Here is a 13,138-nt window from a genome sequence, read left to right as displayed (position 1 = left end):
AAACATTTCGGTTATCCCTGCTTCTACTCATCACACAAGCAATCCAGACCGCAGTTCAGTAGCTCCTGCTGAGAATGTTAACGGCCCGGCTCGGCTGTTGATGAACGTATAACTAATTCATTTTCCAAAATCTTGTACTTGGGACTGTCTTCGGATTTCAACATACCCATCAGCAGGTTTGCAGCCTCATGTCCCAGCTGATACATATTTTGCCGGATGGTCGTAAGTGGCGGTTGAAAATAGGTGGCAGTCGGAATATCATCGAATCCTACGACTGACAATTGATGTGGAACAGCGATGCCAAGTTCACCGGCCGCTTTCATCACCCCAAGCGCCATCATATCGCTTGCACAAAATATTGCAGTGATTTCAGGATACGCCTTCAATAGTTCGGTCGCTTGCTGCTGTGCTTCCTCTTCGGTAAAATTACCGTTGACAACGTATTCCGATCTCAAGCTTATTCCGGCATTTCTCATCGCCTCGGCATAACCTTCATAACGCTCCTTGGATACAAAAGCCTCCGGGTAACCGTTCACCATAGCAATGTTGTGATGGCCCAAATCAATCAGATGATCCACTGCTGTCTGTGCGCTCTGCTTGTGATTCGTAGACACGAAACCTACATACTTGCTGTCGATAGGAACGTCAATAAGCACACACGGAATGTCACTATCCAACACCTCCTGCAAATACGGATCATCCGTCTTCACACCCTGGAGAATAACGCCGTCCACTTTTCGTTCCCTGCACAGCTGTGTGTACGTTTTCATTTTTTGCTTCGCAGTATTCGTGCTGAACAAAATCAGGTCATAAGCAGAATTGGCAGCACTATCATTGATGCCGCATAACACTTCAAATACAAAGTTGTTATCGATGTTCTTATACGTCATGCCTGATACGAGCAATCCCAGCGTTTTGGTTTCCTTCATGACCAGGCCTCTTGCCAGACCATTAGGACTATAGCTTAATGATTCTGCCGCTTCCTTAATCAACTTCCGCGTACTTTCGCTGACGTCCGAATAGCCGTTCAACGCTCTGGACACGGTTGTAATTGAAAAACCCGTCATTTGTGAAATATCCTTAATTGTAGCCAATTGCTTTCCTCCAAAACGTTTCGGATTACTTATATTCATGAGTATACGCATTCAGAACAAAAAATCAAGACTTTTTTCGATACTCCTGAAAAAGGGAGAGGTTATGTTGCAATTCAAACTAGTATCAAGTAAGTATTGCTATAATAAGAGTACCTTCCCCTCTACGCCAGATTCAGTCGCTGCAATAGCCTGTCGTACATTCTCTAGCTCAAAAGCCGCCCCAATGTTTGCCATGACAAGTCTGCCACTTCTAACTAGCTCCATTAACTCATGAAATACCTGTTCCCAGCGTTCTTGCGAACAGCGTTCAACCCAGTGCTTTAACCAGAAAAGCCGCACATTAACCTGTGTTCCCTTTGTTACTTCATGCCATAATGGTGTAATTCCTGATAGCAGGCCAACACTGATGACCGTACCGCTCGGCTTCAGACAATTCACCAGCTGTTCCCCATCTGTCCCGCCAATACAATCCACAGCGGCATCAGCACCACGTCCTCCTGTTAGTGCTGCAATTCTCTCCAGTAACAGCTCCTTAGTTGTATTCACAACAGACACAGCCCCGAGACGTAATAAATCAACAGTATGACAATCATTTCTTGTAATCGCTATCAACTGGAATCCACAAATCTGTGATAGCTGCGCGAAGATTCGCCCTAATGCAGATCCCCCTGCATTCACAATCAGAGTATGACCATGTGTAAGGTTAAGCACGTCTGTACAGATCAACCAGGCCGTAACCGGGTTAATATAAATCTGACTAGCTGAGTAATCATCAATATCTTCAGGCACAACAACAGCAAATCGCTCCGAAGTTTTGACGATTTCCTGCCAGGTATTCTCGCCCCTTAACGGTAATACACGTCGTCCCAGCATTTGATTGGATACACCCGGACCCACCGCCTCAACTATCCCTACCCCCTCAAAACCTGGAACAGCAGGCAGCATAGTACGGTGTGGATATGCTCCTCGAACAGGAATAAGATCAGATGGATTAATAGGCCGAGCAGACATCCTTACCAGCAACTCTCCTGGGGCAGGTTCTATTACTTGTTTTTCTTCAACCTGTAGTACACTGCATGGTGCGCCAAAGCGATGATAACGTATAACTTTTGCTTTCACTAGTAATCGCCCCTATCACTTCATTTACTATACATCACTTTAAATGGGGTATTTTCCCACTGTTTGTAAATATCCTAACACATAATCACTTCTAACTTCCAAGCTTCTATGTAACCACTCTATAGTACAGCTATATAAGTCAAACTATTCATTTACACATTAACGGAGAGGACAGAAAAAACCTGGAAAGCGAAGCGGTCGCCTGAAAGCTTTCTGCAAGAAAGCCACATCGGAAGCATACACTTATCACCGGATTTTCCCTTTAGAAAGGGGAATCAAAAAAATCTGGGGATAACAGCGATTGGAAGGTTATTCTGTCATCGGAGTGGCTGTGTAAATTCTTTAGTTTAACTTATCTAGAAACAAAAAAAGAACCTCCCCGCCTAACTTCAGACGGGAAGATTCTCGATTAAAGCATATTAATGTGCAACTGCGTTGTTAAGCATGATCCAGATGGAACCAATGACGATGGTCATCATGATCAGCAGGCCGAAGATCAGGGCCATAACGTTCCAGCGTGGTTGCTCTGTTTCACGAATGTGCATGAAGAAGAAGAGCTGAACCACAAACTGCAAAGCTGCTGTACCAAGAATAACAATCAGTGTTCCTGTCTTGCCCATCATGTCGTTCAGTACTACAACCAAAGGAATGATGGTCAGAACGATAGACAGGATGAAGCCGATGACATATGACTTCAATGATCCATGCTGCTCGTGACCGTGCGTATCATGTGAGTTGTGTCCTGCCATCTTACATCACCCCCAGGAGATAGACGATCGACAGGAGGAAAATCCATACGACGTCCAAGAAGTGCCAATACAAGCTGATTACGTTGATTTTACCACGAGTTACATCGGTAATACCCCGTTTTTTCAGTTGGAACATCAATCCGATCATCCAGATCAGACCGAGCGATACGTGAAGTCCGTGAGTACCCACCAGGGTAAAGAACGCGCCGGAAGCTGCACTGGTTGTGTAGCTGAATCCTTCGTGAACCATCTCAACAAACTCATATACCTCCAGTGCGATAAAGCTCGCACCGAGAACCGCTGTAACAATCAGCCAGTTAATCAATTGTTTCACTTTGCCCTGATTCATTGCCAGAACCGCAAGACCACTCGTAAATGAGCTTGTGAGCAAGATAAATGTTTCAGCAATAACACCAGGCATTTTGATCAATTCAGACAAGATGGGTCCGCCCGCCGTATTGTCACGCAACACAATAAAGGTTGCGAACAATACGGAGAACAGGATCACGTCGGAAATCAGGAAAAACCAGAATCCGAGAATTTTCATTTCTTGTGGATCATGGTGGCCATGGTCATGACCGTGTGCATGATTCTCACCGTGCTTAGCGGCTGCTTGAGCCATCTATACCGACCCCCTTAACGACGCTTCGGTACGCTTGATTTCATCGACCGGAATGTAATAATCCGTATCGTAAGAGAAGGAACGAGCAATCATGCAGATACCCACGCCAGCGAGTCCGAGAATTGCCATCCACAGCCATCCAAAGACGAAGCCGAAACCGGCTACGAACCAGAAGACAGACATGATGAACGGAATCGAAGAATTCTTAGGCATATGAATTGGCTCATAAACAGGCTCAGGCGGATAGATGCCTTTCGCGCGACGTTCTTTCTCTTCCCACCACTCATCCACATCATCTCCGCGCGGTGTAACGGCGAAGTTGTATTCTGGAGCTGGTGAAGGAATCGACCACTCAAGTGTACGACCATCCCATGGATCGCCAGAAGCTTTGAGTGTTTTGTATTTGCGAATACCGTCTGCAATTTGTGCAACCTGGAACAAGAAGCCGACACCCATCAGGAATGCGCCGATTGTGGAAACAAAGTTCAGTTCCCACCAGCCGGTATCCCAGCCATAAGTGCTCAGACGACGTGTCATCCCCATCAGACCGACAGCGTACTGCGGCATGAAGCAGACATAGAAACCGATATTCCAAGTCCAGAATGCCCATTTGCCCAGTTTCTCTTCCAGTTGGAAACCGAACATTTTAGGCCACCAGTAGTACAGACCTGCGAAGTATCCGAAGACAACGCCACCGATCAATACTTGGTGGAAGTGGGCAATCAGGAAGTAACTGTTGTGGAACTGGAAGTCAGCAGGTGCAACGGACAACAGGACACCTGTCATCCCCCCGACAATAAAGCACGGGATAAAGGCAATCGTCCACATCATCGGAGTTGCCATGCGAATCCTTCCTCGATACATCGTAAACAGCCAGTTAAATATTTTAACCCCTGTCGGAATAGCAATCAACATCGTTGTAACCGCGAAGAATGCGTTGACGTCTGCTCCAGAACCCATCGTGAAGAAGTGATGCGCCCATGTGAAGAAGGACAGGAAGCTGATAATCAACATCGCGAATACCATTGATTTGTAACCGAACAATTTTTTGCGTGAGAACGTACTTACGATCTCGGAGAATACACCGAATGCCGGCAAGACAACAATGTATACCTCAGGGTGACCCCACATCCAGATCAAGTTGATGTACATCATCGGGTTGCCGCCCAGATCAAGGGTGAAGAAATGCGCCCCGGCAAACCTGTCAAGGAAGAGCAATGCCAGTGTCACAGTCAAGATCGGGAATGCAAACAGGATAATGATACAAGTGGAGAATACCGACCATGTGAACATCGGCAGTTTCATCCATTTCATGCCTGGCGCACGCATTTTAATGATGGTAACCATAAAGTTGATACCGGTCGCCAGGGAACCGATACCCGATATCTGGATACCCCATATATAGAAGTTCTGTCCTACCCCCGGACTATGTGACAGCTCCGATAGAGGCGGATAACTCAGCCATCCTGCGTCTGGTGAACCACCGATAACGAAGGACAGGTTGAACAGCATTGCGCCCAGGAAGAACAACCAGAAGCTCAGTGCGTTCAGGAACGGGAATGCAACGTCCCTTGCTCCGATCTGTAACGGCACAATGACGTTAAACAAACCGAACATAAACGGCATCGCCATGAACAGGATCATGATCGTACCGTGCGTTGTGAAGACCTGATTATAGTGTTCTGGATGTAAGAAATCCATATTAGGCATAGCCAGCTGCAGACGCATCATCAATGCATCCACACCACCACGGAACAACATGATAATGGAAGCAATGATATACATAATACCGATCTTCTTGTGATCGACAGTAGTTAACCAGTTACGCCAGAGCCAGCCCCATTTTTTGAAATAAGTCAGCACCGTTACGATCGCAATCATCGTAATCCCGATAGCCACGTCTGCTCCATAGATCAGCGGGTCGCCGGTAACGAAAAACTCCGATGCAAACTCTTTTAATCTCTCTAACATTGGGGGCCTCCTTTCCAATCTTTAGTTCGTACTTGTATTTACTTTCGGTACAGACAAGGATTTGTCTCCAGCAGCAGATTCGTTCGAGCTTGAACCTTCATGCTTGCTGTGAGCACTTTTGCCGTCAACAACATATTTAGTCACGATTTTCTGGAATAAGCCCTCTGGGAACTCAGAGAAATAAGCAACGTTGCTTGTTCCCGGCTTAGCCAGAGCATCATACGTTTCTTGTGTCATTGGTTGGGATTGCTGTTTTACTTCCTTCACCCATGTGTCAAACTCTTCATCCGAAGTTGCATTTACATCAAAACGCATCTGTCCGAAGTGTTCACCAGTGAAGTTAGCGCCAGAGCCCCAGTATTTACCTTCGTGGTCGGCTTGCAAATACAACGTCATCGCCATTCCTGACATCGTGTAAATCTGTCCACCCAATTGCGGAATCCAGAACGAGTTCATCGGTGAATCTGCAGTGAGCTCAAATTTCACAGGCCGATCTGCCGGAATATTCAGCGTATTAACTGTTGCAATGCCTTGCTCAGGATAGAGGAACAGCCATTTCCAATCCAGTGAAGATACCTGAATCGTAATTGGTGCTTTCTCTTCGTGAACCAACGGTTTCGAAGGTTCCAGATCGTACGTATAACGTACAGTAACGATGGCCAGAAGTCCGATGATAACGATTGGAATCGTCCACCACACCACTTCCGCCTTTGTGCTATGAGCCCAGTTCGGCTCATAAGCAGTTTTATTGTCCGGCTTGTCGCGGTAACGCCAAACGATTACAGCAGACAAAATCAACACAGGAACAATGACGATCGCACAAAGAATGGTTGAGATGATAATCAAGTCTTTTTGCGAAGCGCCGATAGGCCCCTTCGGATCCAGAACAACATACTGCCCGCCTGCCATCATTGGCCAGACAATCAATGCAATTGTAACCAACGTCAGGACAACCGGAATGATAATCCGAATCAGCGACCTAGGTTTCTTGTTCATTTTGATCCCCTCTCCTCAAATATTCGCTAATACTAAAAAATCAGTATACTACTCTCTTCCTACTAAAGATATCAGAAACGAGTGACTTTTTTATTCTTGTTAACAAATTTGTCGATTTTACACCCTAAATGTGTGAATTTTTTCTCACAAATCGCTGGATCGGTTGATATTTGCACATCGTAATCTTTACACTTCGAGTCACAAAATAAAACCCTTTGCAGTCCCGTTGAACGATGGTCAACGAATCCGCAAAGGGCTTTATTGACTGGATTTCAGGGAATACTCCAGTCTTATTATGGACGATATTTCGCAAGATTATAATTAATCCGCTCCTTCATCTTCATGACGAGTATGAACCAGACCAATGGCTTTGGCAATGACGTAGATGAAAACACTGCCGACGAGGAAACCGATTCCCACCATCAACCCCAGATTACGATCATTAAAATCATTCAAATTAATCAGGCACAGTACAACTCCGGTAATCAGTGCAACCCATGCCAGAACTGTCATTGTCAAAACTGCGCGCCGCATATTTTTATCTTTACGCTCTAATTGGCTGACCATTGCTGTTTTCGATGCCATAGTAAACACTTCCTTTTCCCTTTTTGTAAGTGCTTTCCTAATACCAATATACCACATTAGTATGAATTTTAGTCAACAAATGTTCAAATTTATTTCTTATTTTAGACACTTTATTTATCGAAATATTGTTGACAAAACCAAAAACACTTCACCTTTACTTCTTATAACCCAAAAAACCTCAATTCATAACAGAAATTATTGCCTGTCCCTTTTGAACGATAAAATAACTTCGCGTTTGCAGGTAACAACCATCTTTCCCTGTATCACTGGACAACAACAAAAAGACGGCACATCGGATGATTCCGATAAAGCCGTCCAGGAGTCTAAATATACCTATATATAATAGAAGAAACTTATTCTTGTACAAATAACCAATTAGTTCCGGATTTCAAGCCAATTGTTTTTAATCACATTTTGATACCAATAAAAACTTTCCTTCGGTGTGCGAACAAGCGAACGGTAATCGACATGCACAAGACCAAAGCGCATCCGGTATCCTTCAGCCCATTCGAAGTTATCCATCAAGGACCAGGCCATGTACCCTTTCAGGTTAATGCCATCATTGATAATGCGATGGATCTGTGCCAAGTGCTGCTCGTAATAGGAAATTCGGCGATCATCATTGATTTTACCGTTTTCGAGATCATCATTGATACATGCGCCATTTTCAGTAATATACACGTCCACGTTGCCGTACTTTTGCAAATAATGCATAAATTCATACAATCCGCGTGATTCCACCGGCCAGCCAATATCTGTTTTGATCAGTCCCATGTTCAATTCTTCCGACTGAAGCACACCCGCCTCTGGATTAAAACGGTTAATGCCCATCGTGTAATAGTTAATACCTAGCAGGTCGATCGGCTCTGAGATAATCTCCATGTCCCCGTCCTGAATCGGAACCGTTGCTCCTGCTTCTGCAAACCAATCAACCAAAAATTGTGGATAGGAGCCCTTGTAGATCGGATCAAGGAACCAGTCCGTGTTCAATGCAATGGAGCGGTCACAGGCAGCCTGATCCTCAGGAGACTTGCTATATGGTTCAGCCCAGCATACATTTGGAGCTATACCGATCTGTCCGGTAATGCCCATGCGGCGGAAGGACTGAACTGCTTTACCGTGTGCTACGAGCAGGCCATGAGCTACATTGATTGCTGTTTGCAAATCTTTGTTACCAGGTGCGTGAATACCCAGCATGTTGGACAGGAAGGCAATACACCAAGGTTCGTTAAAGGTAAGCCAGAAATTGATTTTGCCCGAAAATTCTTTGAATATTACTTCAGCGTATTTGACAAAGGCATCTACGGTTCTACGGTTTCCCCAACCTCCATCATCCTCAAGCGTCTGCGGCAAGTCCCAGTGATAGAGCGTGAGGAAAGGTTCAATTCCCGCATCCAGCAAGGCATCGACAAAGCGAACATAGAAATCAAGCCCCTCACGGTTGATCTCTCCATCCCCGTCCGGAATAATACGCGGCCATGCAATGGAGAAGCGGTATGTATTGATGCCGAGCTTTTTCATCAGCTCAATATCTTCCTCGTAACGGTGGTAGCTGTCGCAAGCTACATCTCCATTATCACCATTGAACACCTTGCCAGGTGTACGTGCAAAGGTATCCCAGATCGAAACACCACGTCCTCCCTCTTGCGCAGCACCCTCAATCTGATAGGATGCCGTAGCTGTGCCCCAGCGAAAATCTTTGGGGAATTGGAAAATAGTCATAATAAAATCCTCCGTCTCTGATGTGACTCGCAAGCTTTTCTAAATTGCGGTCACGTTATCATTTTTTTGGTCGCTTCGAAGCCTCATTCAGCCTCTTTACGAGTGCTGGTCTTGGATACTAGTGGCCCTCTTTATTTCGTATGATTTAACGAAACCAGTTTCCTAAAACGTTTTCGAAATAGGTTAAATAAAAGAATAACCTATTTGATGTTAGCAATATCTTGGTTGCAAAGCAGTTTAAGGCTTCCCCAGCCTGAGAGTACTTTCAATAAGAGGATTATATTCGATTCAAAAAAAGGCGTCAATGCCCTGCCTCACCATTGTTCAAAAAAAAGACCCTGAACGGGTCTTTTTTTGGTAAATTTAATGAGCTCTCGATCTCTACTAAACCAGTTAAGGTATTACATATTACAGATTGTTATTTTACATCTTTTCCTGTCCAAAGAGCTACACGATCCTTAATCCATTCTGTGTATTGTTTCTCCATTTCCACTGCACCTGCTTTATCCAGTTCAGCCAGGAACGCATCATACGTGGCATCGAAGTTCGCTGCTGTAGTCAGCACCGCTTCCGGAATACGTTTGCGCACGATATCCTGTGTTTTCTGGAACTTCACACTGTAATCGGTGCCTGAAGGTACAGGCATATTATAAGCGGCGCCCCACTCTTTCAGCTTCAGATCATCTTCAGACGGGAAGAAATCCTTCCAGGTTGTGATGCCGTACGCTTTCAACGTTTCCTTCTCGGCCGCGGTATATCCAGCCTGAATCTGCTCAGGGAAATTCGTTGTGTAATAATTGCCCGTAGAATCTTTTACCCCATCACCGTATCGAGCACTGAAAGCATTGTACATTCCAATGCCCGTTTCTTTGGTGAAATTGGCATTATCATTCACTTTGCGATCCTGAATATCCTGCGGGATGACACGTTTGCCATCTTCAACCTTGTAGTGCTCGCCTTCAATGCCCCAGTTCCGCAGCACTTGGCCTTCATCCGATGCAAGCCAATCCAGGAATTTGATGATGCGTACCGGATCTTTTGCAGACGTTGTAATACCGATACCGTAACCGTCAAAACCGGTTGGCTGGAACGTATGGTCCACAATGTCTTTGTTTAAGGATACAGAGAAGTGCGCATAAGTGCTGTCATCTTTACCCGCTGATTTCAAAGCATTCTCCGCTTCGCCATAGTTCCATTCCTGGTCAATCAGACCCAGCACGCGGCCGCTTGCAATTTTGGACTTGTACTGGTCATCCTTTTGCACAAAGGTATCTTTGTCCAGCAGGCCCTCGTTGTACATTTTGTTCAGCCAGCGGAAGTATTCCTTTTCCTCAGGACGTTTGTAATGCAGCTTCGCTTCATACGTCTCGGGATCAATGTAGTATTCACCATCGTCCGGTGCACCCGTAGCCTGGAAGGCCGGGTTGGTTACTGTAATCATAATCTTCCAGTCATCCGCATTCAGTGTAAGCGGAATCGTTGGTTGACCGTCGATGGTTGGATGCTTTTCATAGTAGGCACGAAGAACATTTTCATAGTCCTCCAGCGTTTTCACTCCAGGGTAACCGAGCTCTTTCAGCACTTTCTGCTGGATTTCGAATCCGCCTGTTGCGTCAAATACGACGTTGTCTATACCCGTAATGGTCGGAATCGTATAGATCGCCTGATCTTCCATGCTGTATTTCAGACGGTTTATCTGATCACCATAAATTTTTTTCAGATTGGGCGCATGTTCCTCAATCAGATCCGTCAGATCGAGCATGGCGCCCGCATCCACCAGCTTTGACAGATTTCCTTTGGGGAAAATCATATCAGGGTAGTCACCGCTGGCTGCCATTAACGCAATTTTCTGTTCACCGCCGTTATTCACATCGTATTCAGCTTCAATGGTAACACCGGTTTGCTTCGTAATTTCTTTGCCGACAGCATCCTGCATATTGTTCCAGGTCGAACTTGGGTCCGCACCGAAGAACGAGATCGTAATCGGGTCTGTTCCACTGGATTCAGTGTTTGTTTCCTTACTGCCGGAGTTGCCGCATCCAGCGGTCACCAGCATTGCACTGGCAAGCATTAACATTGCAAACGTTTTGGGTGTCTTACCTGTTATTCTGCCTTTCATTTTGCCTCTCATTGTCTATTTCCCCCTAAGTATGAAGGTATTATCTATATAACAGGCCGAAGCCTGACGATACCTCTTAGTTCACGTCTTTCCCTGTCCACAGGGATACACGATCCTTGATCCAGACGGTATATTGTTTTTCCATTTCCACTGCCCCGGCTTTATCCAGTTCAGCCAGCAGTCCATCATACAGCTTGTCGAATTGATCCGGCTTCGCCAGAATTGCTTCAGGAATTCGTTTACGAATGATGTCCTGTGTTTTTTGGAAGGTGACATTGTACTCCGTATCAGAAGGCACAGGCATGTTATATGCTGCTCCCCAATCCTTCAGCTTCAGGTCTTTTTCAGAAGGGAAGAAGTCCTTCCAGGTTGTAATGCCATAGGCCTTCAACGTTTCCTTCTCAGCTGCTGTATATCCGGCCTGAATCTGCTCAGGGAAGTTGGTTGTGTAATAATTGTCTGTCGAATCCTTCACGCCATCACCATATCTGGCACTGAAAATGCTATACATTCCGATACCGGACTCTTTGGTAAACGCGGAGTTATCATTGATTTTACGATCCTGAACATCCTCAGGTACGAAGCGTTTTCCATTTTCTACTTTGTAGTGCTGGTTCTCTATACCCCAGTTTCTGAGCACTTGACCTTCGTCAGAAGCAAGCCAATCCATGAATTTAATAATGCGTACCGGGTCTTTTGCAGACGTTGTAATACCGATACCGTAACCGTCAAAACCGGTTGGCTGGAACGTATGATCCACAATGTCTTTGTTCAAGGATACGGAGAAGTGCGCATAAGTGCTGTCATCTTTACCTGCTGATTTCAAAGCATTCTCCGCTTCGCCATAGTTCCATTCCTGGTCAATCAGACCCAGCACGCGGCCGCTGGCAATTTTGGACTTGTATTGGTCATCCTTTTGCACAAAGGTATCTTTGTCTAGCAGGCCCTCGTTGTACATTTTGTTCAACCAGCGGAAGTATTCCTTCTCCTCCGGACGTTTGTAATGCAGCTTCGCTTCATACGTCTCAGGGTCAATATAATATTCACCATCGTCCGGTGCACCCGTTGCCTGGAAAGCCGGATTGGTAACCGTAATCATAATCTTCCAGTCATCTGCATTCAGCGTGAGCGGAATGGTGGGCTGACCGTCGATGGTTGGATGCTTTTCATAATAGGCACGAAGAACATTTTCATAGTCCTCCAGCGTTTTCACTTCAGGGTAACCGAGCTCTTTCAGCACTTTCTGCTGGATTTCGAATCCGCCTGTTGCGTCAAATACGACGTTGTCTACTCCCACGTTCGTTGGAATCGTGTAAATCGCCTGATCTTCGTTACTGTATTTCAGACGGTTCATCTGGTCACCGTAGATTTTCTTCAGGTTGGGCGCATGCTCCTCAATCAGATCGGTCAGATCGAGCATTGCACCTGCATCCACCAGCTTCGAAAGGTTTCCTTTAGGATAGATAATATCAGGGTAGTCACCACTGGCAGCCATAAGCGGAATCTTCTGTTCGCCACCATTATTTACGTCAAACTCAGCTTCAATTGTTACTCCTGTTGCCTTGGTAATCTCTTGCCCGACAGCGTCTTTCATGTTGTTCCAGTTCGGACTAGCGTCTGCGCCAAAGAATGTAAGTGTAATCGGAGTCGTTGTGTCCCCCGTGTCCGCCGGTTTCTCTGAAGCTGTTTTCTCTCCGCTGCTGCCGCATCCTGCTGTAATAGCCAGCGCGCTGGCTAACAGAAGCATTGCAAATGTTTTTGGTGTTCTGCCCTTCATGTATAATCCCCCTTTTGGATAAAATGAAGCTGTGTATTTGTACAACAGGCCGTGCCTGCTTATACCGTCATTCGGGTGAATCCTGTGATATTCTCAGATTCAATAAAATTAAAAGCGCTTACTTGTTTCAATTGAAGAAGGGGTTACAATTTGACCTTAATGATTAACGATCTTTGTAAATGTCCAAATGTGTTCATTATCTTTGTTTTGGGTAAATAAGTATATCATTGTACAACTTTTGTAAGTGCTTTCACAGTTGTATCATAATATCATAAAATACCCTTGTCAATAGCTAATATAAAATTTCTAAAACGGTTTCACTAAAACGTTTTCTGTATAAAATAAACCCAATGTTTCGGGTTTTATCTTATTTTCAAAATGGAC

Annotated in this window: 10 protein-coding genes; all 10 read right to left on the bottom strand. The window is 45.2% G+C overall.

Annotated elements, in window-relative coordinates:
* Nucleotides 1-77 precede the first annotated feature (77 nt).
* Nucleotides 78-1,094 (bottom strand): LacI family DNA-binding transcriptional regulator, encoded by a 1,017-nt coding sequence (locus ACQSGY_RS27745; RefSeq protein ID WP_188594236.1) that lies wholly within the window; start codon nt 1,092-1,094, stop codon nt 78-80.
* A gap of 138 nt (nt 1,095-1,232) precedes the next feature.
* Nucleotides 1,233-2,213, bottom strand: a complete 981-nt coding sequence (locus ACQSGY_RS27740) for a zinc-dependent alcohol dehydrogenase family protein (protein ID WP_427181806.1) — start codon at nt 2,211-2,213, stop codon at nt 1,233-1,235.
* A gap of 419 nt (nt 2,214-2,632) precedes the next feature.
* Nucleotides 2,633-2,962 carry a cytochrome o ubiquinol oxidase subunit IV gene (gene cyoD, locus ACQSGY_RS27735; RefSeq protein ID WP_111268365.1) on the bottom strand — a complete coding sequence of 110 codons (330 nt, stop codon included), beginning with the start codon at nt 2,960-2,962 and terminating at the stop codon, nt 2,633-2,635.
* A 1-nt stretch (nt 2,963) separates the two neighbouring features.
* Nucleotides 2,964-3,584 (bottom strand): cytochrome o ubiquinol oxidase subunit III, encoded by a 621-nt coding sequence (cyoC, locus tag ACQSGY_RS27730; RefSeq protein ID WP_111268364.1) that lies wholly within the window; start codon nt 3,582-3,584, stop codon nt 2,964-2,966.
* On the bottom strand, nt 3,585-5,555 hold the full coding sequence (locus ACQSGY_RS27725; protein WP_111268363.1) for a cbb3-type cytochrome c oxidase subunit I: 1,971 nt from the start codon (nt 5,553-5,555) through the stop codon (nt 3,585-3,587).
* Nucleotides 5,556-5,576: 21 nt separating this feature from the next.
* Nucleotides 5,577-6,551, bottom strand: a complete 975-nt coding sequence (cyoA, locus tag ACQSGY_RS27720) for a ubiquinol oxidase subunit II (RefSeq protein WP_184183414.1) — start codon at nt 6,549-6,551, stop codon at nt 5,577-5,579.
* A gap of 321 nt (nt 6,552-6,872) precedes the next feature.
* Nucleotides 6,873-7,136 (bottom strand): hypothetical protein, encoded by a 264-nt coding sequence (locus ACQSGY_RS27715; protein ID WP_111268361.1) that lies wholly within the window; start codon nt 7,134-7,136, stop codon nt 6,873-6,875.
* Nucleotides 7,137-7,511: 375 nt separating this feature from the next.
* Nucleotides 7,512-8,858 carry a GH1 family beta-glucosidase gene (locus tag ACQSGY_RS27710; protein WP_427181803.1) on the bottom strand — a complete coding sequence of 449 codons (1,347 nt, stop codon included), beginning with the start codon at nt 8,856-8,858 and terminating at the stop codon, nt 7,512-7,514.
* A gap of 418 nt (nt 8,859-9,276) precedes the next feature.
* Entirely contained in the window at nt 9,277-10,989 is a 1,713-nt protein-coding gene (locus ACQSGY_RS27705) for an ABC transporter substrate-binding protein (protein WP_427181801.1), read from the bottom strand.
* Nucleotides 10,990-11,053: 64 nt separating this feature from the next.
* Nucleotides 11,054-12,754: an ABC transporter substrate-binding protein gene (locus ACQSGY_RS27700; protein WP_427181800.1), complete on the bottom strand. Its 1,701-nt coding sequence runs from the start codon at nt 12,752-12,754 to the stop codon at nt 11,054-11,056.
* Nucleotides 12,755-13,138: the final 384 nt, after the last annotated feature.

This window comes from Paenibacillus sp. TC-CSREp1 (genome assembly GCF_050171015.1).
Classification (GTDB): Bacteria; Bacillota; Bacilli; order Paenibacillales; family Paenibacillaceae; genus Paenibacillus; species Paenibacillus silvae.
The sequence above is the reverse complement of the archived record's forward strand: the minus strand, read 5'-3'. Positions and strand labels throughout refer to the sequence as shown.

Excerpts from the sequence above, each read along its gene's own strand:
- cyoA (WP_184183414.1), bottom strand. The coding sequence starts at position 6,551 with ATGAACAAGAAACCTAGGTCGCTGATTCGGATTATCATTCCGGTTGTC.
- ACQSGY_RS27700 (WP_427181800.1), bottom strand. The coding sequence starts at position 12,754 with ATGAAGGGCAGAACACCAAAAACATTTGCAATGCTTCTGTTAGCCAGC.
- ACQSGY_RS27725 (WP_111268363.1), bottom strand. The coding sequence starts at position 5,555 with ATGTTAGAGAGATTAAAAGAGTTTGCATCGGAGTTTTTCGTTACCGGC.
- ACQSGY_RS27705 (WP_427181801.1), bottom strand. The coding sequence starts at position 10,989 with ATGAGAGGCAAAATGAAAGGCAGAATAACAGGTAAGACACCCAAAACG.
- ACQSGY_RS27715 (WP_111268361.1), bottom strand. The coding sequence starts at position 7,136 with ATGGCATCGAAAACAGCAATGGTCAGCCAATTAGAGCGTAAAGATAAA.
- ACQSGY_RS27710 (WP_427181803.1), bottom strand. The coding sequence starts at position 8,858 with ATGACTATTTTCCAATTCCCCAAAGATTTTCGCTGGGGCACAGCTACG.
- cyoC (WP_111268364.1), bottom strand. The coding sequence starts at position 3,584 with ATGGCTCAAGCAGCCGCTAAGCACGGTGAGAATCATGCACACGGTCAT.
- cyoD (WP_111268365.1), bottom strand. The coding sequence starts at position 2,962 with ATGGCAGGACACAACTCACATGATACGCACGGTCACGAGCAGCATGGA.